Below are 21,324 nucleotides of genomic sequence, written 5' to 3'. Positions count from 1 at the left end.
ATTTTGTTTATTTTCAATATCTTGTTGAAAATTCCCGAAACACTTGAGAAGGCGCAGGCAGACGCTGTGCGAGTTTTCGCACGGCGGGGCGGGCAATCTGTGCGGAAATCCGCACAGTTTTTGTCCCGCCCAATTTCCCGGCAAGGGCCGGTTTCGGGTGCTCAGCGATAGTCCTCTGCGCGAATGCCGTATTTCGCCAGCTTGTCGTAAAAGGTCTTGCGCGGCAGTTTCAGCACCTGCGCGGCAGCGCTGGCCTGTCCGTTCGTGCGGCGCAGCGCCTCGACCAGCAGCGAACACTCGACCTGTGCCAGCCGCTCGGCCAGACCCAACCCTTCGCCCGCGTCCTCGCTCTCGCCCAGCCCCAGCGCGAAGCGCATCGCCGCCGACATCAGCGCGCGGGTGTTGCCGGGCCAGTCACGGGCGATCAGCCCCGAAACCACCTCGTCGGTGATCTCCGGCGGCTCCAGCCCGGCCTGTTCGGCGGCCTGCGCCACGTAGTGCCGGAACAGCACGGGAATATCCTCGGGCCTCTCGGCCAGCGCCGGGATGTGGATCTGCATGACCTCGAGCCGATAGAACAGCTCGGCCGAGAAAGCACCGCTCTCGACCTCGCGCGCCAGATCGCGCACCGTGCCTGCAACGAGACGCGCACCGCCCTCGTCGAGCAGGTCGATCAGCGCCAGCTGGCTGTCCTTGGGAAGCTGGCAGATCTCGTCGAGAAACAGCGTGCCCCCGGCGCAGCCACGCCAGAACTCCGCGAGCGTGGCGCGGCCCAGCCCTGCCGCCGAACGCTTCTCGAAGGCCGCCTTAGAGCGGTTCGAACACAGGTGCACCACCTCGGCCACTTTCGAGATGCCCGAGCCCGGCGCCCCGCTGATCAGCACGTCGGTGCCCGCCCGCGCAGCGACCCGGCAGCGCGCGCGCAGCCCGTCGGCCTTGCGCGAGATGCCGAAGAGCATGCGCGCCGCCGCATCGCCGGTCTCCAGCTGTGCCTTCAGCCGCCGGTTCTCGAGCACCAGCGTGCGGGTGCGCAGCGCGCGCTCGACCACCGCCGTCAGGTCGCCGGGCGCGCAGGGCTTCTCGAGGAAGTCGAAGGCCCCTGCCGCCATCGCCCGCACCGCCATCGGGATGTCGCCCTCGCCGGTCAGCAGGATGACAGGCAGTTCGGGGTCCTGCCGGTGGGCGTAGTCGAGCAGGTGGAAGCCATCCCGTCCCGGCATCCGGATGTCCGAGACCACGACCCCCTCGAAGCCGGGCTCGATCAGCTCCTTGCACTCGACGAAGCTGCCCGCCGTAACCGCATCGAGATCGGCAAGTTCCAGCGTCTGGCCAAGCGCCTCGCGCACCGCCGCATCATCGTCCACCAGAAGCACTCGCCGCGTCATGCGCGTTTCTCCATCTGTGTGATGTCCTCCCCGGCCTGCCGCAGGTCGAGCGTGAACTGCGCCCCGCCGCCGGGCAGGTTCTCGCCCCGCAGCTTGCCGCCGAAGCCTTCGACGATCCCGTAGGAGATCGACAGTCCAAGGCCCATCCCCTCCTCGGGGCCGACCTCCTTGGTCGAGTAGAAGGGGTCGAAGATGCGGTCCGGCTCGCGGATGCCGGCACCGGTGTCGCGGACGGTGAGGCGCACCGTGCCCGCCACGTCGTCATGGCTCATCCGCAGCGTCAGGCGGCGAACGTCCTGTCCCTCCATCGCGTCGAGCGCGTTGGAGATCAGGTTCACCGCGACCTGACTCAGCCGCACCTCGCCACCCAGGACGATGGCCGGGCGGTCGGGGCGCTGCCAGTCCACGGTGGCACCGGTTTTCTCGATCCGCCGCTGCATCAGCTCCAGCGCCTGCTCGACGACGGCGGCCAGCCCGACCCGGTGAGCCGGACCCGGCTCGGACTTGGCGAAGGCCCGAAGGTTCTTGATGATCCGCCCCATGCGCCCCGCCATGTCGGAGATTCGCCCGAAGTTCTCTGCCGCCCGCTCGGGCCTGCCCCGTTCGAGGAAGGCCGTGCCGTTCTCGGCAAAGGAGCGGATCGCCATCAAGGGCTGGTTCAGCTCGTGGCTGATCCCCGCGCTCATCTTGCCAAGCGCCGTAAGCTTCGAGGCCTGCACCAGCTCGGCCTGCGCCCGTTTCAGCGCCGCCTCGGCCTCCTGCCGCTCGACCACCTCGCGCCGCAGCGCGAAATTCGCCTCTTCGAGATCGCGGGTCCGGGCGGTGACCCGCTCTTCCAGTGCGAGGTTGATCGCCGCCAGTGCCCGCCGCCGCTCCAGCGCGAACCACAGCAGGGCGATGAAAAACAGCACGCCCGCCGCAACCGTCGCCGCCTGCAGAAGCGCGTAGCGCCGCGCCGGGCGCACGTCGATCAGCAACACTCCGGTCATGCCGATCACCGGCAGTTCGACGCTGCGGCGCAGGGCGCGCGCGGGAATGTAGGGCGACCAGTTCTGCGACAGGATGGTGTGCTCGCCAAGAAGCATGGTCTCGGTGCTGCGAAGCTGCCCTGTCGGCGACACCATCGCCCAGTCCCCCTCGCGCCGCCAACCGAGAAGCTCGGTGCGGTTGGTGACGAAGACCGTACCGCTTTCATCAAGGAAGAATACCGCCGGCAGCGAGCCCCGCCAGTCGCGTTCCAGCACCGCGGCATCGACGATCACGACGAGTGCCCCGCGCACCTCGCCGGAGGGCGCGAAATTCGGCGCGGCAAAGAAGAACGCGCGCTTGGCGTCGCCCGGTCCCTCGCCGTGCGCCACCCCGAGCGCGCCGGTCAGTGCGCGGCGGAAATAGGCGCTTCCGGCCACCCCTTCGGGCAGCAGCGCGCCGGAGCTTGCCAACACCTCGCCCGAGCCCGCCACGTAGAAGGCGCTCACCGCGCCGGTGCGGTCCGCCGCGCGTTGCAGCATCTGGTCCGCAGGGCCGCGCGGCGCACCCTCGAGCAGCGCCTCCAGAGCGGGATGGCTCGCGGTGAGCACGGCAAACTCGCGGAACCGCTGCAACTGGGTGACAAGGCGGTCGGAAGCGAGGTCAAGGTCGCTCTGCCCGCGCGCTGCCAGAGGTCCCAATGCCTGCAGGTAGCCGTAGTGCCACACGCTGCCCGACAGCGCGGCCACGAAGGCGAGCGTCAGCGCCAGCCAGAGGGCGCGGCTCCGGGTCAGCAGGTCCCAGCTCATGGCCTGTCATAGCAAGAGCGCCCTTGCCAAGAAAGCGCGCGCGTGGCCTAGGGGGACGCGATGACCGAAGTGAGACACATGCAACGCTTTTCCCGCTCCCCGACCGACCCCGCCTTCGTGCAGGATCCCTACCCGTTCTACGACGAGATGCGCGCCGCCGGTGACCTCGCCTACTGGGAAGACTACGCCCTGCCCTGCGCGGTGTCGCACCGCGCGGTTTCGGCCCTGCTGAAGGACCGTCGCTTCGGCCGCGAGGTGCCGCCCGAGATGGCCCCCGAGATCCCTGCGCACCAGGTGCCCTTCTACGCGGTCGAAGCGCATTCCATGCTGGAGCTGGAACCGCCCCGGCACACCCGTCTGCGCGGCCTTGTCCTGCGCGCCTTCACCTCGCGCCGCATCGCCGCGCTTGGCCCGGAGATCGCCGCGCTGGCGCAGCGGCTGATCGACGAGATGCCCGCGCAGGGCGAGATCGACCTGCTCCCGGCCTTCTGCCAGCCGATCCCGGTGATCGTCATCGCGCGGCTGCTCGGCGTGCCAGAGGAGATGGCCCCGCAGTTGCTGCGCTGGTCGGCGGACATGGTTGGCATGTACCAGGCGCGGCGCGACAGGGCGATGGAACTCGCCGCCGCCACGGCCGCCACGGAATTCTCGGACTTCCTGCGTGGCTACGTGAACCAGCGCCGCAAGAGCCCCGGCGATGATCTCCTGTCGCATCTCATCGCCGCCGAGGAAGGCGGCGAGAAGCTCTCGACCGACGAGCTGATCACCACCTGCATCCTGCTGCTCAACGCCGGGCACGAGGCGACGGTGCACACCATGGGCAACGGCATCAAGACGCTGCTGGAACAAGGCGTGACCATCACCGACGGCAATGCCGCGGCCACGGTCGAGGAGGTGCTGCGCTTCGATCCGCCGCTGCACATGTTCACCCGCTACGCCTACGAGGAGGTCGAGGCCTATGGCCACACCTTCCGTCGCGGCGAACAGGTGGCACTGATGCTCGGCGCGGCGAACCGCGATCCGGCGGTCTGGGCCGAGCCCGCACGCTTCGACCCGGCGCGTGCCACGGTGACGAACACCAGCTTCGGCGGCGGTCTGCACTTCTGCGTCGGCGCGCCGCTGGCGCGGCTGGAACTGGTGACCGCGCTCCCTATTCTTTTCGAGCGCCTGGCCGGAATGACACTGGCAGGCACGCCGAAATACGCGGACCTCTACCACTTCCACGGGCTCGAGGCACTGCGCGTCACGCGCTGACGCTGACGCCCCCGTGCCGGACAACGAAACAGGCGCGCCGCTCTCGCGGCGCGCCTTTCTTGTCCCGGCCTCGAAGGATCACGACAGGCGGCTGATCACCACCGTCACCTCGGGCTTCTTGCCGATCTCGTTGACCGAGGAGTTGCGCACGATGCGGCGCATGCCTTCCTCGAGCTTGTCGTCATCGCCCAGCGTCTTCTCCCCGGCACGCCCGAGGAACTGGCTCAGGTCTTCTTCCAGGATATCCACCAGCGGCGCATTCGAGCGGCCGATCTCCGGCAGGCCCATCAGCTCGCACCAGGGCTCGCCGAGCGGCTCGTCTTCCTCGTCGAGGATCACCGTCACCACCACGTGGCCGTTCAGCGCCATCCGGATCCGGTCGCGGACGATGCCGTCGAGCGCGCCGATCTGCACCGAGCCGTCAAGGTAGGTGCGGCCGGTCTCGACGTAGCCCGCCACCGTGGGCTGGTTCCCCGACAGGTCCACCATCGTGCCGTTGATCGCCAGCACCCCGGCGCGGCCCCGGCCCTCGGCCAGCTTCATGTGCTCGCGCAGGTGGCGGTGCTCGCCGTGCATCGGCACGACGATCTGCGGGTTCACGATGTCCTGCATCCGTTCGAGGTCCGGGCGGTTGGCATGGCCCGAGACGTGGTACTTGCCGCCATCGTCATCGACGATGTCCACGCCCTTCTCCGACAGCGAGTTCATGATCTGGATCACGCCCTTCTCGTTGCCCGGAATGGTCTTCGAGGAGAAAAGGAACAGGTCGCCCTCCTTCAGCTCGATGCCGTTGTACTTGCCGCGCGCCAGCTGCGCCGAGGCCGCCCGGCGCTCGCCCTGCGAGCCGGTGACGATCAGCATGACGTTCTCGCGCGGGATCTGTGTCGCGTCCTCGGGCGAGATCACCTTGGGGAAGGAGCCGATGACGCCGGTCTCGACCGCCGCCTCGATCATCCGGCGCATGGCGCGCCCCAGCAGGCAGATCGAGCGCCCGGCGCGCTCGCCGGCCTCGGCCAGGGTCTTCACCCGCGCCACGTTCGAGGCGAAGGTGGTGGCAATGACCATCTGCGGCGCACTGGCCACAAGCGTCTCGATCTCGGGGCCGACGGTGATCTCGCTGCGGCCGGGGTTGGGCGAGAAGACGTTGGTCGAGTCGCAGATCAGCGCCTTGACGCCATCCTTCGAGACCTCGGCCCAGAGCTCGGGATCGAAGGCCTCGCCCACCACCGGGTTCGCGTCGAGCTTGAAGTCGCCGGTGTGCACCAGCCGCCCGCCGGGCGTGTCGATGACCAGCCCCGAGCTTTCCGGGATCGAGTGCGAGATCGGCAGGAAGCCGACGGTGAAGGGACCCGCCTTGGTGGTCTCGGGCCAGGGCGAGACGGTGGTCACGGTCTCGGGCGAATGGCCGTATTCCGCCAGCTTGCCGCGGGCGATGTTGGCGGTGAAGGCGCGCGCGAAGATCGGCACGCCGAGGCTTTCCCAGGTATGGCCGATGGCGCCGACGTGGTCCTCGTGGGCGTGGGTGATGAAGATCGCCTCCAGCCGATCGCGGTTCTCCTTCAGCCAGCTGATGTCGGCGAAGATGATGTCGACGCCGGGCGTCGTGTCCATGTCGGGGAAGGCGACGCCGATGTCGACGAGGATCAGGCGCTCCTCGCCCGGCTTGCCGTAGCCGTAGACATAGGCGTTCATGCCGATCTCGCCGGCACCCCCGAGGGGAAGATAGATGATGCGTTCACTGCTCATGTACTTTGGCTCCTGCCAAGATTGTATGCGTGGATGACGGTGAGACCATGCATGGTCAAATCCTCCCGCCAGTCGTCGAAGAGGTCTTCGGATTGCTGGAAGAGCGGCGCCAGCCCGCCGGTTGAGATGACGCGCATCGGCCGGTCACGTTCGGCCTTGATGCGCGCGCAGATTTCACGGACGAGGCCGACATAGCCCCAGAAAACGCCTGACTGCATGCAGGCGACGGTGTTTGTTCCGACCACGCGCTGTGGCTTGGTGATGTCCACATGCGGCAGCGCGGCGGCGGCCTGGTGCAGCGCCTCGAGGCTGAGGTTCACGCCCGGTGCGATCACCCCGCCCTCGTAGGCGCCGTCCTGCGCCACCACGTCGAAGGTTGTCGCGGTGCCGAAATCGACGACGATGAGATCGCCGCCGTAAAGATCATAGCCCGCCACCGTGTTCACCAGGCGGTCCGGCCCGACATTGGTGCCGAGGTCCACCCGCACGTCCACGGGAAGCGCGCATTCGGGCTTGCCTACCACCATGGCTCGGGTGTTGAAATAGCGATCCGCCAGCACACGCAGGTTGAAGACCACGCGCGGGACGGTCGAGGAGACGATCACGTCGGTGATCTCGGCCTCGATCTTCTGGAAGGCCATCAGCGTCGAGAGCCAGACGTAATACTGGTCGGCGGTGCGCTGGTGCTCGGTCGAGGTGCGCCAGGTCGCCAGGAAACGCTCCCCGTCCCAGATCGAGAACACGGTGTTGGTATTGCCGCAGTCGATGGCCAGAAGCATGGGCCGCCCCCTCAGAAAAACACGTCTGCCGCGGCGATCGCCTGCCGGCCGCTGGCTGTCCTTAGGACAAGATTGCCGGCATCGTCCACCGTTTCGAAGGTGCCGGTGAACTCATGCCGGCCGGTGCGCGCGGTGATCACCGCACCAAGCCGCGCGGCGCGCGACAGCCAGGCGTCGCGCAGGCCGGCGAAGCCGAGCGCGACGAAGCGCGCCTCCTCGCGGGCATAGGCGGCGGCGAGCACGGTCAGGAACTCCTCGGGCGTCACCCGCACCCCGGCCTCGGACCGCAGCGACACCGGGCGCAGCGCGCCGGGTTCGACCTCGCCCACGTCCGGCGCCCCGGCAAGGTTCACCCCCATGCCGATCGCCAGCCAGTCGCGCCCGGCGTGGCGGCCGAGGCTCTCGAGCAGGATGCCCGCCACCTTGCCGCCGTTGACCAGCACGTCGTTGGGCCATTTCAGCGCCAGCATGTCGGACCGGCCAGTGACGGCGACAAACGCCTCGTAGAGCGCCAGCGAGGCGACGAAGCTGCGCAGCGCAACCACCTGCGGCGGCTCGGAGACCGGCAGCACCAGCGTCCCGGCGAAATTCCCCGCGGGCATGGTCCAGGGCCGTCCGCGCCGGCCGCGCCCGGCCACCTGGGTCAGGCCAAGGATCCACTCGGGGCCGGTCAGGCCCGGCACGATCCGCGCCGCCTCGGCATTGGTGCTGTCCACCTCCGCCAACACGCGCCGCCCATAGCCTTCAGGCCACATGCCCTACCCTTTCATTGTTCCGAAAATACGCCCGCCGGAGGCGGTTTCGCCGAGGGCGAAAAAAAGTGACGCGCCAGGGGCGCGTCACATGCAGGCTCCTACCCGAGGCGGGCCTCAGTTGACAAGCGTCGCCGCGGCGGCGGCAGCCGCCCCCTCGATGCCGAAGAGGTTCACCACCCCCACGACCATGATCAGCGCCGAGACCGCCAGGAAGCCCCAGAGGATCGGCGAGCCTCCGGCGTCGAGCGCATCTTCGCGGTCTTCACCGAAGTACATGTAGAAGACGATCCGCAGATAGTAGAAGGCACCGATGGCCGAGGCGATGGCCGAGGCCACGACGAGCCAGACCATGTCCTGCGCGATGGCTGCCTGCCAGACGCCCAGCTTGGCGAAGAAGCCCAGCAGCGGCGGCACACCGGCAAGGCTGAACAGCAGCACCAGCATGGCCAGCGCACGGGCGGGCTCGCGCTTGGAGTACATGCCGAGCGCGCGGATGTCGGTGACCGGCTGGCCGTCCTTGCTCATCGACATGATGAAGGCGAAGGTGCCGACGTTCATCGTCACGTAGATGACCATGTAGATCAGCATCGCCTGCACGCCCGCCTCGGTGCCGGCGGCAAGGCCGATCAGCGCGTAGCCCATGTGGGCGATCGAGGAATAGGCCATCAGGCGCTTGATGTTGGTCTGGCCGATGGCGGCGATCGAGCCGAGGAACATCGACAGCACCGCGATGAGCGCGACCACCTGGCTCCAGTCCGCGACGGCCCCGCCGAAGGCGTCATGCATCACGCGGGCGAAGAGCGCCATGGCGGCAACCTTCGGCGCGGTGGCGAAGAAGGCGGTGACCGGGGTCGGCGCGCCCTGGTAGACGTCGGGCGTCCACATGTGGAACGGCACCGCCGAAACCTTGAACGAGAAGCCCGAGATCATCAGCACGAGGCCGATCAGCAGGCCGATCGACAGGTGACCCTCGGAGGCGGCGTTGATGATGCCCGAGAACAGCGTCGTGCCGGCAAAGCCGTAGGTCAGCGAGGCACCGTAGAGCAGCATCCCCGACGAGAGCGCGCCGAGCACGAAGTACTTCAGGCCCGCCTCGGTCGACATCTCGCTGTCGCGGCGCAGCGAAGCGACCACGTAGAGCGCCAGCGACATCAGCTCGAGCCCCATGTAGAGCGTCATCAGGTCGCCCGCCGAGACCATGACCATCATGCCGACGGTCGAGAGCGCGACCAGCACCGGGTACTCGAACTTCAGCATCTTGGTCTTCTGCATGAAGCCGAGACCCATCACCAGCACGCAGGCCGCGGCGATCAGGATCACCACCTTGGCGAAGCGCGAGAAGGCGTCGTCGACGAACATGCCGTGGAAGGCCGGGTTGGTGCCGCCGCCGGCGCTGCCGATCCACAGCGCGAGGATCGCCATCACCGCGGCGGTGAGCCAGACCAGTGCCGGGGCGAGCTTGTCCTTGCCGGTGTAGACCGCGCCGATCAACGCCAGCATGGCGTAGACCGACAGCAGGATCTCCGGAAGGATGGTGTTCAGATCAGCCGAGATCATGCCTCGCCCCCTCAGTGGTTCGCTTCGGCCACGGTGCTGCCGCCGAGATCGGCGGCCGCCACGGCCGTATCATAGTGGTTGACCAGCGCCTCGACCGACGGGCCGATGATGTCCAGCGCGGCGGCGGGGTAGACCCCGAGCCACAGGGTCATCACGACCAGCGGCGCGAAGGTCCAGCGTTCACGGGTGTTCATGTCCTGGATGGTCTTCAGGCTTTCCTTGATGAGATCGCCGAAGACCACGCGGCGGTAGAGCCAGAGCGCGTAGCCCGCCGAGAGGATCACACCGGTCGCGGCCACGGCGGCGACCCAGGTGTTGACCTGGAAGATGCCCATCATCGTCAGGAATTCACCGATGAAGCCCGAGGTGCCCGGCAAGCCGACGTTGGCCATGGTGAAGAACATGAAGATCAGCGCATAGGCCGGCATGCGGTTCACAAGGCCGCCGTAGGCGTCAATCTCGCGGGTGTGCATGCGGTCGTAGATCACGCCGACGCAGAGGAAGAGCGCGCCCGAGACGAAGCCGTGGCTGATCATCTGGAAGATCGCGCCATCGACGCCCTGCTGGTTGGCCGAGAAGATGCCCAGCGTCACGTAGCCCATGTGGGCGACGGACGAATAGGCGATCAGCTTCTTCATGTCCTCCTGCACCAGCGCGACGAGCGAGGTGTAGACGATGGCGATGGCCGACATCCAGAAGACCAGCGGCGCCAGAACTTCAGAGCCCACGGGGAACATCGGCAGGCTGAAGCGCAGGAAGCCGTAGCCGCCCATCTTCAGCAGGATCGCCGCCAGCACCACCGAGCCCGCGGTGGGGGCCTGCACGTGCGCGTCGGGCAGCCAGGTGTGCACCGGCCACATCGGCATCTTCACCGCGAAGGAGGCGAAGAAGGCCAGCCAGAGCATCGTCTGCAAGCCGCCGACGATATGGATGCCGAGCACCGAGAAGCCCGCCGTCGAGAACTCATGCGTCAGCAGCGTCGGGATATCGAGCGTGCCGGCATCGGCATACATCGCGACGATCGCCACCAGCATCAGCACCGAGCCGAGGAAGGTGTAGAGGAAGAACTTGAAGGAGGCGTAGATGCGCTCCTTGCCGCCCCAGATGCCGATGATCAGGAACATCGGAATGAGGCCCGCCTCGAAGAACAGGTAGAAGAGCACCAGGTCCAGCGCCATGAACACGCCGAGCATCAGCGTTTCCAGCAGCAGGAAGGCGATCATGTACTCCTTGACGCGGGTCTTCACGCCCCAGGAGGCGAGGATGGTCAGCGGCATCATGAAGGTGGTGAGCATGACGAACAGCACCGAGATGCCGTCGACGCCCATCTTGTACTTGAGCCCCATGATCCAGCTGCCCTCTTCCAGCATCTGGAAGCCGGTGTTGGCCGGGTCGAACTGGAACAGGATGAAGAGCGAGATCACGAAGGTCGCCGTGGTGGCGATCATCGCGAGCCACTTGGCGTTCCGGTCCGCGGCCGCGTCGCCGCCGCGCAGGAAGAGCGCGAGGATCAGCGCCGCCAGCGCGGGCAGGAAGGTGACGATGGAAAGAAGGTTGGCCATCAGTGAGCCCCTCCGAGGATCGACATCCAGGTGACGAGAACGGCGATGCCGATCACCATGGCGAAGGCGTAGGTGAAGATGTAGCCGGACTGCGCGCGGCCCGCGAGCTTGGTGAAGAAGGGGATGATCCCCATCGCCACGCCGTTGATCGAGCCGTCGATGACCTTGCCGTCACCGCGCTTCCAGAAGAAGCGCCCGATCGCCTTGGCCGGCTGCACGAAGATGAAGTCGTAAATCTCGTCGAAATACCACTTGTTCAGCAGGAAGAGGTAGAGCGGACGCTGGTTCTCGGCGAGGCGCTTCGGCAGCGCCGGGTTCACGATGTAGAACAGATACGCGACCCCGAAGCCGATCAGCATGGCGAAGAACGGCGAGACCTTGACCCAGACCGGCGCGTGGTGCGCCTCGTCCATGACGTGGTTGTCGGGGCCCATGAAGATCGCGCCCTCGGGGGCCATGCCGGTCGCGACATGCGTCGCTGCCTCGGCGTGGCCTTCCTCGGCGGCAGCCTCGGTGCCATGCTCCTCGGTCGCGACGGCGGTTTCCGCGCCGTGCTCCTCGGTGGCAGCCGCGTGCTCTTCGGTCGCCGCTTCGCCGCCCCCGGCTTCGCCATGCCCCGCTTCCGAGGCTTCCGCGTGATGCGCGGGGATGCCGAAGAAGCGGTTCACCTTGTCATGGTCACCGAAGAACGGGCCGTAGAACACCATACCGGCAAAGACCGCGCCCACGGCGAGCACCGCCAGCGGAATGGTCATCACCTTGGGGCTTTCATGCGCGTGCTCATGCGTGTGCTTGTCGCCGCGCGGACGGCCGTAGAAGGTCAGGAAGATCAGGCGCCACGAGTAGAACGAGGTGAAAAGCGCCGCGATGACCAGCATCCAGAAGGCATAGCCGCCCGCGGTGCCTGCCCAGGCGCTCTCTATGATCGCGTCCTTCGACAGGAAACCGGCAAAGCCGATGTGGGTCAGCGGGATGCCGACGCCGGTGATTGCCAGCGTGCCGATCATCATCGCCCAGAAGGTATAGGGGATCTTGCCGCGCAACCCGCCGTAGTTCCGCATGTCCTGCTCGTGGTGCATCGCGTGGATGACCGAGCCGGCGCCGAGGAACAGCATCGCCTTGAAGAAGGCGTGGGTCAGCAGGTGGAACATCGCCGCCGAGTAGACGCCGACGCCCGCCGCCACGAACATGTAGCCGAGCTGCGAACAGGTCGAATAGGCGATCACGCGCTTGATGTCGTTCTGCACGAGGCCGACCGTCGCCGCGAAGAAGGCGGTGGTGGCACCAAGGAAGGTGACAAAGGCCATCGCCTCGGGCGCGTATTCCATCAGCGGCGACATGCGGCAGACAAGGAAGACGCCGGCGGTCACCATGGTCGCGGCGTGGATCAGCGCCGACACCGGGGTCGGACCTTCCATCGCGTCGGGCAGCCAGGTGTGCAGCAAGAGCTGCGCCGATTTGCCCATCGCGCCGACGAACAGCAGGAAGGCCAGCAGGTTCGCGGCATTCCAGTCGGTCCAGAGGAAGGTGAGCTGCGTTTCCGCCAGCTGCGGTGCCGCCGCGAAGATATCGTCGAAGCGGATCGAATCCGTCAGGAAGAACAGGCCCAGGATGCCCAGCAGGAAACCGAAGTCACCCACCCGGTTGACGATGAAGGCCTTCATTGCCGCCGCGCCCGCCGAGGGTTTCTTGTAGTAGAAGCCGATCAGCAGATAGGACGCGACGCCCACGCCTTCCCAGCCGAAGAACATCTGCACCAGGTTGTCCGAGGTCACCAGCGCGAGCATCGCGAAGGTGAAGAACGACAGGTAGGCGAAGAAGCGCGGCTTGTAGCTCTCGCCGTGCTTGAACTGCGGGTCATGCGCCATGTAGCCGAAGCTGTAGAGGTGCACGAGCGCCGAGACCGTGGTGACCACGATCAGCATGATCGCCGTCAGCCGGTCCGAACGGATCGCCCATTCGGTGCTCAGCGAGCCGGACTCGATGAAGCGGAACAGCGGGATGGTCTCTGCCTCGCCGAGGAAGAGGAACACGATCCACGACAGCAGACAGGCCAGGAACAGCAGGCCGGTGGTCACCCACATGGCCCCCTTCTCGCCGATGAAGCGCCAGCCGAACCCGGCCAGCACCGCGCCCAGCAGCGGGGCGAAGAGAATGATCGTCTCCATGGGCGGTCAGCCTTTCATCACGTTGACGTCTTCCACGGCGATGGAGCCGCGGTTGCGGAAGAAGCAGACGAGGATCGCCAGGCCGATCGCCGCCTCGGCGGCGGCCACGGTCAGCACGAAGAGCGTGAAGACCTGCCCCGCGAGATCGCCCAGGAAGGACGAGAAGGCGACGAAGTTGATGTTCACCGAAAGCAGGATGAGTTCGATCGACATCAGCAGGATGATCACGTTCTTCCGGTTCAGGAAAATCCCGAAAATCCCGATGACGAACAGCACGGCGGCCACCGTCAGGTAATGTTCAAGTCCGATCATCAGCGATCTCCCTTCCGGCGGGCGGATTCACGCACCCCAAGCAGCACGGGCACGAGGATGCCCGCTGAGAAGATGGCTATCCAACTGGCAATGCTCATCTCTGTCCCTCTTCCTGCCCCTCTCGCCGGGGCCCTGGTTCTTCACGGGCTCTCCCTCGAGCCCTTGTTCGGTCACGCGCCCCGGATACGGATCGGGGCGGCGGTGGGACCGGGAAAACCCGGCCCGGAATTCAACGCCGCGGCGGCGTCAGAGCCCCTGTCCGGGCTTCACGTCCTTCAGCTCCATCGCCTTGGCCGGATCGCGCCACATCTGCGCCAGCACGTTCTGGCGCTTGACGTTGGTGCGGTGGCGCAGCGTCAGCACGATCGCCCCGATCATCGCGACCAGCAGGATCAGCCCCGCCAGCTGGAACAGCAGGAAGTAACGGTCATAGAGCAGCACGCCGAGCGCGACGGTGTTCTGCATCTCGTCGGGCGCGGGCGTCGGGGCCGAGAGCTGGCTCGACGCCAGTTCGGAAGCCTGCCAGCCGCCGAAGGCCATGCCGAGCTGCATCAGGATGACGATGCCGATCAGCAGCGCCAGCGGCATGTATTTCGCCATCCCCGCGCGCAGCTCGGCAAAATCGACGTCGAGCATCATCACCACGAAAAGGAACAGCACCGCCACGGCACCGACGTAGACGATGACCAGCAGCATCGCGACGAATTCCGCACCCAGCAGGACGAAGAGCCCCGCCGAGCTGAGGAAGGCGAGGATCAGCCAGAGCACCGAGTGCACCGGGTTGCGGGCGATCACCGTGAACAGCCCGCCCACGATGGCGCAGAGCGAAAAGAGGTAGAAGGCGAACACGGTCATTTTGCGTCATCCTTGTTGTCTTCCATCACCTCGCGCGCAAGCTCCATGGCGCGGGTCATGGCGGGTATGCCGGCGAACATCGACATATGGGCGATGGTCTCGGCGATCTCGTCTTTCGTGGCGCCGGCCTCCATGAGGTGGCGCACGGTCATGCGCACCGGCGTGTCGGCCTGTGCGCCCTGCATGGTCAGCCCGGCCAGCGTCAGCAGCAGCCGGGTCTTGGCGTCGAGCCCGTCCTTCGACATGCCCTTGCCGAACCAGAACTCCATGATGTCCTTGGGCATGGTCGGCCAGAGCTTCTCGAACTCCTTCGGCGCGAAGCTCTCCAGCGCGGGGTTGAAGGCTTTCGCCATCTCCTGCGCCTGGGTCATCATCAGCTCGAAGGGCGTCTTGTCGAAGGGCATCTTCGGATCGGTCATGACCGCGCTCCTGTCTGCGCGCACCCTGCCCGGCCCCGCGCGGCGGCGCGGAGGGCTTGGCGGAGTGGTCTGGCGGCGGTGGCGGTCATGGCTTCCTTCGAGGCGTCGGGTGTCAGCGGTAGGGGGCGTCGAGTTCCAGGTTGCGGGCGATCTCGGCCTCCCAGCGCTCGCCGTTCGCCAGCAGCTTCTCCTTGTCGTAGAAAAGCTCCTCGCGGGTCTCGGTCGAGAACTCGAAGTTCGGCCCCTCGACGATCGCGTCCACAGGGCACGCCTCTTGGCAGAAGCCGCAGTAGATGCATTTCGTCATGTCGATGTCGTAGCGCGTGGTGCGGCGGCTGCCGTCGTCGCGCGGCTCGGCGTCGATGGTGATGGCCTGCGCCGGGCAGATCGCTTCGCAGAGCTTGCAGGCGATGCAGCGCTCTTCGCCGTTGGGATAGCGGCGCAGTGCGTGTTCGCCGCGGAAGCGCGGAGACAGGTAGCCCTTTTCATGCGGGTAGTTCAGCGTGGGCTTGGGCGCGAAGAAGTAGCGCAGGCCCAGCTGGAAGCCCTTGATGAAGTCTGCCAGCAGGAAATACTTGGCTGCCCGGCCGTAATCGATCGATGCCATGGTTGCTTAACCTCCCGTGGTCCAGCGGGCGAAGACGCCCCAGAACCATCCGAATTTCGCCGCGAAGGACACGAAGACCACCCAGAACAGGCTGAACGGCAGGAACACCTTCCAGCCCAGGCGCATCAGCTGGTCGTAGCGGTAGCGCGGGGTGATCGCCTTCACCATCGCGAAGATGAAGAAGAAGAACGCCATCTTCGCGACCATCCACAGCACGCCGTCGGGCAGGCCGGGGATCGGCGACAGCCAGCCGCCGAAGAACAGCAGCGAGGTCAGCGCGCACATCAGGAAGATCGCGATGTATTCACCTGCCATGAACAGCAGGAAGGGCGTCGAGGAATATTCCACCTGGTAGCCGGCCACCAGTTCGGATTCCGCTTCGGGAAGGTCGAACGGCGGGCGGTTGGTCTCGGCCAGGGCCGAGATGAAGAACAGGAAGACCATCGGGAAGTGCGGCAGCCAGTACCAGTTGAAGAAGCCGAAGCTGCCGTCCTGGGCGCGCACGATGTCGCCGAAGTTCATCGAGCCGGTGGAGATGATCACGCCGATGATGATCAGACCGATCGACACCTCGTAGGAGATCATCTGCGCCGCCGAGCGGAGCGAGCCGAGGAACGGGTACTTCGAGTTCGACGCCCAGCCCCCCATGATCACGCCGTAGACTTCCAGCGAGCTGATCGCCATCACGTAGAGGATCGCCACGTTGATGTCCGCCAGCACCCAGCCGTCGTTGAACGGGATGGCCGCCCAGGCGATCATCGCGCAGACGAAGGAAATCAGCGGCGCGAGCAGGAAGACGCTCTTGTCAGAGCCCGCCGGGATCACCACTTCCTTGAGAATGTACTTGAACGCGTCCGCCACCGACTGGAGAATGCCGAACACCCCCACGACGTTGGGGCCGCGCCGCATCTGGACGGCGGCCCAGATCTTGCGGTCGCCATAGACCAGGAACAACAGCGAGATCATCACGAAGGCCACGACCGCAAGGGTTTGCGCGAGCACAAGGATGAAGATGCCGAAGGGGGTTGCGAAGAAGTCTGCCATCAAGTGTCCCTCACACCATCGGTATTCCGTTCTCGGTGCAGGCTGACGCGACGACTTCCGCGTCGATCGTCTTGAGCCCGCGGGGCAGCGCCGCCGAGATGGTGTAAACAGCATCTCCGCGCCAGAGGCCACCCTCTTCCGATACATTCGTCCGCAGATGTCGCGCAAATCCGTAGCCCCGGATCAGCGCATATTGCGCCGCGGCGCAATCTGCGTAGTTCTCGACATCCTCCGAGCCGCGCGCACCGCGCATGGCCACGAAGAAGTTCACCAGATCGCCGTCCAGCAGCCGCGTTTCGATCCCCTCGTAGGACGGCACGAACGGCGCCCGGTCCTGCGAGTCTTGCTCGCAGGCACAGAGCGCGGCCAGTGCCGCCAGTGAAAGGGATATCCGCGCGCGCATGGATCACTCGGCGGCCAGCGGCGCGGTCCGGCGCGCCTTTGCGTTTGCCGAAAGCTCGGCCATCAGCACCGAGGCGCGGGCGATCGGGTTGCTCAGCCAGAAGTCCTTGACCGCGTTGCGGAACGACGCATCGCCCAGCTTGTCGGTCTCCAGCGCCACCCACTCGTTCTCCGGCACCAGGTCGATCTGCGCCAGGTGCGGCACCGCGGCGACCAGCGCCTGGCGGAGCTGCGCGAGGCTGTCCCACGGCAGGGTCTTGCCGACCTCGGCCGAGAGCGCCCGCAGGATCGCCCAGTTCTCCTTCGCCTCGCCCGGCGCAAACCCGGCACGGAAGGCCAGCTGCGGCCGGCCCTCGGTGTTGACGAAAAGGCCGTTTTCCTCGGTGTAGGCGGCACCCGGCAGGATGACATCGGCGCGGTGTGCGCCGCGGTCGCCGTGCGAGCCCTGGTAGATCACGAAGGCACCCGCCTCGATTTCGATCTCGTCGGCGCCGAGGTTGAAGATCACATCGGCGTCCTTGGTCGCCGCTTCCAGACCGCCCTCGGTCACCGCGCCCACGTCGAGCGCGCCGACGCGGGACGCGGCAGTGTGCAGCACCAGCAGCTTGCCGGTGAGCGCCTGGGCCGCGGCCAGAACCGCCAGACCGTCCGCTTCGCGCAGGGCGCCCTGCCCCACGATCACGATGGCATCTTCGGAAACCTTCGCATCGGCCAGAGCCGCGCGATCGCCGCCGAGATGGGTCACGTCATAGGTCAGGTCGGCGGCCTCGCCGATCAGCTTGACCTCGGCGCCGGCGATCCATGCCTTGCGGATGCGCGCGTTCAGCACCGGCGCCTCGTCGCGCGGGTTGGTGCCGATCAGCACGATCTCTTTCGCCGTGTCGATGTCTTCCACCGCCACGTTGCCCACATAGGCCGAGCGGTTGCCGACCGGCAGGCGCGCGCCATCGGTGCGGCATTCGACCGAGCCGCCGAGCCCTTCGACCAGCTGCTTGAGCGAGAAGGCCGCCTCGACAGGAACCAGGTCCCCGACAAGACCGGCCACCTTCTTGGCACCCTTCAGCGCCGCGCCCACGGCGGCAAGCGCCTCGGGCCAGGTGGCGGGCTTCAGCTTGCCATTGGTGCGGATGTACGGGCGGTCGAGACGCTGGCGGCGCAGGCCGTCCCAGACGAAGCGGCTCTTGTCCGACAGCCATTCCTCGTTCACGCCGTCGTTGTTCCGCGGCAGGAAGCGCATGACTTCGCGGCCCTTGGTGTCGACGCGGATGTTCGAACCGAGCGCATCCATCACGTCGATGGATTCGGTCTTGGTCAGCTCCCACGGACGGGCGGTGAAGGCGTAGGGTTTCGAGACCAGCGCACCCACCGGGCAGAGGTCGATGATGTTGCCCTGCAGGTTCGAATCGAGCGTCTGGTTCAGGTACGAGGTGATCTCGGCATCCTCGCCGCGCCCGGTCTGGCCCATCTGGGTGATGCCCGCCACCTCGGTGGTGAAGCGCACGCAGCGGGTGCAGGAGATGCAGCGGGTCATGTGCGTCTCGACCAGCGGCCCGAGGTCCAGGTCCTCGACGGCGCGCTTCGGCTCGCGGAAGCGCGAGAAGTCGACGCCATAGGCCATGGCCTGGTCCTGCAGGTCGCATTCGCCGCCCTGGTCGCAGATCGGGCAGTCGAGCGGGTGGTTGATGAGCAGGAACTCCATCACCCCCTCGCGGGCCTTCTTGACCATCGGCGAGTTGGTCTTGACGACCGGCGGCTGGCCTTCCGGCCCGGGCCGCAGGTCGCGCACCTGCATGGCGCAGGAGGCCGCAGGCTTGGGCGGGCCGCCGACCACCTCGACAAGGCACATGCGGCAGTTGCCGGCGATCGACAGGCGCTCGTGATAGCAGAAGCGCGGCACCTCGATGCCGGCTTCCTCACAGGCCTGGATCAGGGTCATCGCCCCGTCCACCTCAAGCTCGGTGCCGTCGATGATGATCTTACGAAGGTTGGTCATTGGCATCTTCCCATGACTGGTGACACACGCGACGCTCCCGCCGCCTGCGGCAGGGCGCTGGGGGATATGCACGTCGCGTGTCGCATCATTTCTCCCTCAGGAGCGCGCCGATGGCGCTGCCCCGTGCAATTTCCTCGCGGCCGACGCGGCACAGGGCCGCCGTGTCTTTCGCGGAGACGCCGCGCGCGGCCAGATAGGCCTCGCCATCGGCGCGCATCTTCTTTTTCTCGGCCTTCGAGGTCACGTAATCCTCGATTTCCTCGTTGCTGTAGCCGAGCGCGCGCGCCCGGTTCTTCAGCGTGTTGAGATAGCCCATCGCCGTCAGCATCCGGGCACTGATCCCGTCGCAACGGTTGCGGATCTCGTCGGCGATGCCGACGGCCATCAGACCATCGTGGATCTCGCGCACCTCGCCGAGCGGCGGCTTGGCCATGGCGGTGCCAGGCAGCGCGGCCATACCCAGTGCAGCGGCGAGGACGGTGGTTCTGAACTTGCTCATATCTTCACTCCATTGACGCAGGACGGAGACCGCCAAAAGACGGACTCCCTCGCCAAGGGATGTGGGGGCGCGACCGGCGGCTATGCAATAACCGCCCGCAAAACCCGCCGATATGAGCGCGGTCTCTCTCATTCCACGCAGCGCCCGCGCAGAACAAGGTCGCTTCCGGACAGGCGCGGCTGCGCGCGCAGTGCCTCGGGGTCAACCGCCCAGGCAATGTCGGACGTGCCAAGGTAGTTGACGCAATACTTGGTGCCCTCGTAGAGCCCTGCATCCACCGCCGAATAAGGCGCGCGTGCCGCGTTGTTCACCGTGGCCACGAAATTGGCGCGGTCGTCGCCGACCGGCTTGGCCGAGCCGCGGAACTGCATGCCGCCGAACTCCGGGTCGTCCTTGCCCGGTCCGCAGCTCGCGACGAGCGCGGCCAGCGCCAGCACGGGTCCCGCGCGCAACAGCCTTCTCTTTGCCAGATCCCTCACTCGTTCATCCCTTCTTCAGCGTCAGGCCCAGGTCGGATCCCGCCGCGATCTCTTCAGCCCCGACGCGGCACAGGCTGCCGGGGCGGGCTCTGTCGGCACCCTTGCGGGCCAGCGCCTCGTCGATCTGCACCGACAGCGCCGCGAAATCCTGCGCCTGGTAGGCGGCTTCGAGCTCGGCGCGATCGGCACCCTGGCTCACCAGTTCCTCGGTCGCGCGGTGCACCGCGCCGCCATACGGCGACGGCGCAAGGTTGATGCCGTCGTCGTGGCAGGCGTCGGCGATGCGTTCGGCCATCGAGATGGTCACCACGCGCTGTTCCCAGCGCGCGGCCGTCGAGCCGCCGGAGATCGCCCCCGGCACGGTCGCCGAGCAGCCCGCCACCGCGAGCGCCGCAGTCACACCGACCAAACCACGCAATGTCACACCCCGCACCGGATCACTCTGCCGCCATCGCGCCCATGCGCCCGGTGCGCTTGGCCTTGATGCGGTCCTCGATCTCTTCGCGGAAATGCCGGATCAGACCCTGGATCGGCCAGGCCGCGGCGTCCCCGAGGGCGCAGATGGTGTGGCCCTCGACCTGTTTGGTGACGTTGAGCAGCATGTCGATCTCTTCGACCTCCGCGTCGCCCGACACCAGACGGTCCATGACCCGCATCATCCAGCCGGTGCCCTCGCGGCACGGCGTGCACTGACCGCAGCTTTCATGCTTGAAGAACTTCGCCAGGCGCCAGACCGCTTTGATCACGTCGGTGCTTTGATCCATGACGATCATGCAGCCGGTGCCGAAGGAGGACTGGTTCTGACGCATCCAGTCGAAATCCATGATGGCGTCTTCCAGCTTGTCCTTGGGCAGGATCGGGCAGGACGCGCCGCCGGGGATGATCGCCTTGAGATTGTCCCAGCCGCCGCGGACGCCGCCGCCGTGCTTCTCGATCAGCTCGCGCACGGGCAGCGACATCTGCTCCTCGAAGACCGAGGGCGTGTTGACGTGGCCGGTGATGGCGAAGAGCTTCGTGCCCGCGTTGTTCTGCCGCCCGAAGGACGAGAACCAGGTCGCACCGCGGCGCAGGATGGTCGGGCAGACGGCGATGGATTCGACGTTGTTCACCGTGGTCGGGCAGCCGTAGAGCCCCGAGCCCGCCGGGAATGGCGGCTTCATCCGCGGCATGCCCTTCTTGCCCTCGAGGCTTTCGAGCAGCGCGGTTTCCTCGCCGCAGATGTAGGCGCCGGCGCCGTGGTGCAGGTAGAGATCGAAATCCCAGCCCGAGCCGGCGGCGTTCTTGCCGAGCAGGCCCGCGTCGTAGCATTCGTCGATCGCCGCCTGCAGCGCCTCGCGCTCGCGGATGTATTCGCCGCGGATGTAGATGTAGGAGGCATGGGCGCCCATGGCGAAGGAGGCGATCAGCGCACCCTCGATCAGCGTATGCGGATCGTGGCGCATGATCTCGCGGTCCTTGCAGGTCGCGGGTTCGGATTCGTCGGCGTTGATCACCAGGTAGGCCGGGCGACCGTCGCTTTCCTTGGGCATGAAGGACCACTTCAGACCGGTCGGGAAGCCCGCCCCGCCCCGGCCGCGCAGGCCCGAGGCCTTCATCTCGTCGATGATCCAGTCGCGGCCCTTGGCGATGATGCCGGCCGTGCCGTCCCAGTGGCCACGCTTCTTCGCCCCGGCGAGGGAGCGGTCATGCATGCCGTAGAGATTGGTAAAGATCCGATCTTCGTCCTTCAGCAT

Annotated in this window: 20 protein-coding genes; 1 reads left to right on the top strand and 19 read right to left on the bottom strand. The window is 66.6% G+C overall.

Annotation, left to right across the window (positions count from 1 at the left end; translation table 11 throughout):
* Positions 1 to 161: 161 nt before the first annotated feature.
* Together IQ782_RS01040 and IQ782_RS01035 are read right to left on the bottom strand one after the other, a co-directional pair.
* Positions 162 to 1,385, bottom strand: a complete 1,224-nt coding sequence (locus IQ782_RS01040; protein WP_194132751.1) for a sigma-54-dependent transcriptional regulator — start codon at positions 1,383 to 1,385, stop codon at positions 162 to 164.
* The gene (locus IQ782_RS01035; RefSeq protein WP_194132750.1) at positions 1,382 to 3,160 is read right to left on the bottom strand and encodes a sensor histidine kinase; all 1,779 of its coding nucleotides are present in this window, start codon (positions 3,158 to 3,160) and stop codon (positions 1,382 to 1,384) included. The genes IQ782_RS01040 and IQ782_RS01035 overlap by 4 nt, the downstream gene beginning before the upstream one ends.
* A 78-nt stretch (positions 3,161 to 3,238) precedes the next feature.
* Between IQ782_RS01035 and IQ782_RS01030 the strand changes: the two genes are divergently transcribed.
* Complete coding sequence (locus IQ782_RS01030) at positions 3,239 to 4,414, top strand: cytochrome P450 (RefSeq protein WP_194133191.1); 1,176 nt, start codon at positions 3,239 to 3,241, stop codon at positions 4,412 to 4,414.
* A 78-nt stretch (positions 4,415 to 4,492) separates the two neighbouring features.
* On the opposite strand, the gene IQ782_RS01025 is transcribed toward IQ782_RS01030, so the two are convergent.
* The 17 genes from IQ782_RS01025 to nuoF all read right to left on the bottom strand — a co-directional run bounded on the left by IQ782_RS01025 (position 4,493) and on the right by nuoF (position 21,324).
* Complete coding sequence (locus tag IQ782_RS01025) at positions 4,493 to 6,160, bottom strand: ribonuclease J (RefSeq protein WP_194132749.1); 1,668 nt, start codon at positions 6,158 to 6,160, stop codon at positions 4,493 to 4,495.
* The gene (locus IQ782_RS01020) at positions 6,157 to 6,939 is read right to left on the bottom strand and encodes a type III pantothenate kinase (protein ID WP_095881222.1); all 783 of its coding nucleotides are present in this window, start codon (positions 6,937 to 6,939) and stop codon (positions 6,157 to 6,159) included. The genes IQ782_RS01025 and IQ782_RS01020 overlap by 4 nt, the downstream gene beginning before the upstream one ends.
* 11 nt (positions 6,940 to 6,950) lie before the next feature.
* Positions 6,951 to 7,694 carry a biotin--[acetyl-CoA-carboxylase] ligase gene (locus IQ782_RS01015; protein WP_194132748.1) on the bottom strand — a complete coding sequence of 248 codons (744 nt, stop codon included), beginning with the start codon at positions 7,692 to 7,694 and terminating at the stop codon, positions 6,951 to 6,953.
* 114 nt (positions 7,695 to 7,808) lie between these two features.
* Positions 7,809 to 9,251 (bottom strand): NADH-quinone oxidoreductase subunit NuoN, encoded by a 1,443-nt coding sequence (gene nuoN / locus IQ782_RS01010; protein WP_194132747.1) that lies wholly within the window; start codon positions 9,249 to 9,251, stop codon positions 7,809 to 7,811.
* An 11-nt stretch (positions 9,252 to 9,262) separates the two neighbouring features.
* Complete coding sequence (locus IQ782_RS01005; protein WP_194132746.1) at positions 9,263 to 10,813, bottom strand: NADH-quinone oxidoreductase subunit M; 1,551 nt, start codon at positions 10,811 to 10,813, stop codon at positions 9,263 to 9,265.
* On the bottom strand, positions 10,813 to 12,981 hold the full coding sequence (gene nuoL, locus IQ782_RS01000; RefSeq protein ID WP_194132745.1) for an NADH-quinone oxidoreductase subunit L: 2,169 nt from the start codon (positions 12,979 to 12,981) through the stop codon (positions 10,813 to 10,815). Before nuoL ends, IQ782_RS01005 begins: the two co-directional genes overlap by 1 nt.
* Positions 12,982 to 12,987: 6 nt before the next feature.
* Complete coding sequence (gene nuoK / locus IQ782_RS00995; RefSeq protein WP_066100814.1) at positions 12,988 to 13,293, bottom strand: NADH-quinone oxidoreductase subunit NuoK; 306 nt, start codon at positions 13,291 to 13,293, stop codon at positions 12,988 to 12,990.
* Between the two features lie 246 nt (positions 13,294 to 13,539).
* Positions 13,540 to 14,148 (bottom strand): NADH-quinone oxidoreductase subunit J, encoded by a 609-nt coding sequence (locus IQ782_RS00990; RefSeq protein ID WP_194132744.1) that lies wholly within the window; start codon positions 14,146 to 14,148, stop codon positions 13,540 to 13,542.
* Positions 14,145 to 14,567, bottom strand: a complete 423-nt coding sequence (locus IQ782_RS00985; RefSeq protein ID WP_240989017.1) for a carboxymuconolactone decarboxylase family protein — start codon at positions 14,565 to 14,567, stop codon at positions 14,145 to 14,147. Before IQ782_RS00985 ends, IQ782_RS00990 begins: the two co-directional genes overlap by 4 nt.
* Before the next feature lie 112 nt (positions 14,568 to 14,679).
* Positions 14,680 to 15,174, bottom strand: coding sequence for an NADH-quinone oxidoreductase subunit NuoI (gene nuoI, locus IQ782_RS00980; protein ID WP_092426435.1), 495 nt, complete (start codon positions 15,172 to 15,174; stop codon positions 14,680 to 14,682).
* Positions 15,175 to 15,180: 6 nt separating this feature from the next.
* Entirely contained in the window at positions 15,181 to 16,218 is a 1,038-nt protein-coding gene (gene nuoH, locus IQ782_RS00975) for an NADH-quinone oxidoreductase subunit NuoH (protein WP_194132743.1), read from the bottom strand.
* A gap of 10 nt (positions 16,219 to 16,228) precedes the next feature.
* Complete coding sequence (locus IQ782_RS00970) at positions 16,229 to 16,621, bottom strand: hypothetical protein (RefSeq protein ID WP_194132742.1); 393 nt, start codon at positions 16,619 to 16,621, stop codon at positions 16,229 to 16,231.
* A gap of 3 nt (positions 16,622 to 16,624) precedes the next feature.
* Complete coding sequence (nuoG, locus tag IQ782_RS00965; RefSeq protein ID WP_194132741.1) at positions 16,625 to 18,613, bottom strand: NADH-quinone oxidoreductase subunit NuoG; 1,989 nt, start codon at positions 18,611 to 18,613, stop codon at positions 16,625 to 16,627.
* An 85-nt stretch (positions 18,614 to 18,698) separates the two neighbouring features.
* Positions 18,699 to 19,112: a DUF5333 domain-containing protein gene (locus IQ782_RS00960; protein ID WP_194132740.1), complete on the bottom strand. Its 414-nt coding sequence runs from the start codon at positions 19,110 to 19,112 to the stop codon at positions 18,699 to 18,701.
* Between the two features lie 128 nt (positions 19,113 to 19,240).
* Positions 19,241 to 19,564, bottom strand: coding sequence for a hypothetical protein (locus IQ782_RS00955; RefSeq protein WP_194132739.1), 324 nt, complete (start codon positions 19,562 to 19,564; stop codon positions 19,241 to 19,243).
* A 31-nt stretch (positions 19,565 to 19,595) separates the two neighbouring features.
* The gene (locus IQ782_RS00950; RefSeq protein WP_194132738.1) at positions 19,596 to 20,015 is read right to left on the bottom strand and encodes a DUF5333 family protein; all 420 of its coding nucleotides are present in this window, start codon (positions 20,013 to 20,015) and stop codon (positions 19,596 to 19,598) included.
* 13 nt (positions 20,016 to 20,028) lie between these two features.
* Entirely contained in the window at positions 20,029 to 21,324 is a 1,296-nt protein-coding gene (gene nuoF, locus IQ782_RS00945; protein WP_194132737.1) for an NADH-quinone oxidoreductase subunit NuoF, read from the bottom strand.

Source organism: Salipiger mangrovisoli, assembly GCF_015223355.1.
Classification (GTDB): Bacteria; Pseudomonadota; Alphaproteobacteria; order Rhodobacterales; family Rhodobacteraceae; genus Salipiger; species Salipiger mangrovisoli.
The sequence above is the reverse complement of the archived record's forward strand: the minus strand, read 5'-3'. Positions and strand labels throughout refer to the sequence as shown.

Bases quoted from the DNA above. Each gene is read 5' to 3' on its own strand.
- IQ782_RS01040 (WP_194132751.1), bottom strand. From the start codon at position 1,385: ATGACGCGGCGAGTGCTTCTGGTGGACGATGATGCGGCGGTGCGCGAG.
- IQ782_RS01035 (WP_194132750.1), bottom strand. From the start codon at position 3,160: ATGAGCTGGGACCTGCTGACCCGGAGCCGCGCCCTCTGGCTGGCGCTG.
- IQ782_RS01030 (WP_194133191.1), top strand. From the start codon at position 3,239: ATGCAACGCTTTTCCCGCTCCCCGACCGACCCCGCCTTCGTGCAGGAT.
- IQ782_RS01025 (WP_194132749.1), bottom strand. From the start codon at position 6,160: ATGAGCAGTGAACGCATCATCTATCTTCCCCTCGGGGGTGCCGGCGAG.
- IQ782_RS01020 (WP_095881222.1), bottom strand. From the start codon at position 6,939: ATGCTTCTGGCCATCGACTGCGGCAATACCAACACCGTGTTCTCGATC.
- IQ782_RS01015 (WP_194132748.1), bottom strand. From the start codon at position 7,694: ATGTGGCCTGAAGGCTATGGGCGGCGCGTGTTGGCGGAGGTGGACAGC.
- nuoN (WP_194132747.1), bottom strand. From the start codon at position 9,251: ATGATCTCGGCTGATCTGAACACCATCCTTCCGGAGATCCTGCTGTCG.
- IQ782_RS01005 (WP_194132746.1), bottom strand. From the start codon at position 10,813: ATGGCCAACCTTCTTTCCATCGTCACCTTCCTGCCCGCGCTGGCGGCG.
- nuoL (WP_194132745.1), bottom strand. From the start codon at position 12,981: ATGGAGACGATCATTCTCTTCGCCCCGCTGCTGGGCGCGGTGCTGGCC.
- nuoK (WP_066100814.1), bottom strand. From the start codon at position 13,293: ATGATCGGACTTGAACATTACCTGACGGTGGCCGCCGTGCTGTTCGTC.
- IQ782_RS00990 (WP_194132744.1), bottom strand. From the start codon at position 14,148: ATGACCGTGTTCGCCTTCTACCTCTTTTCGCTCTGCGCCATCGTGGGC.
- IQ782_RS00985 (WP_240989017.1), bottom strand. From the start codon at position 14,567: ATGACCGATCCGAAGATGCCCTTCGACAAGACGCCCTTCGAGCTGATG.
- nuoI (WP_092426435.1), bottom strand. From the start codon at position 15,174: ATGGCATCGATCGATTACGGCCGGGCAGCCAAGTATTTCCTGCTGGCA.
- nuoH (WP_194132743.1), bottom strand. From the start codon at position 16,218: ATGGCAGACTTCTTCGCAACCCCCTTCGGCATCTTCATCCTTGTGCTC.
- IQ782_RS00970 (WP_194132742.1), bottom strand. From the start codon at position 16,621: ATGCGCGCGCGGATATCCCTTTCACTGGCGGCACTGGCCGCGCTCTGT.
- nuoG (WP_194132741.1), bottom strand. From the start codon at position 18,613: ATGACCAACCTTCGTAAGATCATCATCGACGGCACCGAGCTTGAGGTG.
- IQ782_RS00960 (WP_194132740.1), bottom strand. From the start codon at position 19,112: ATGAGCAAGTTCAGAACCACCGTCCTCGCCGCTGCACTGGGTATGGCC.
- nuoF (WP_194132737.1), bottom strand. From the start codon at position 21,324: ATGCTGAAGGACGAAGATCGGATCTTTACCAATCTCTACGGCATGCAT.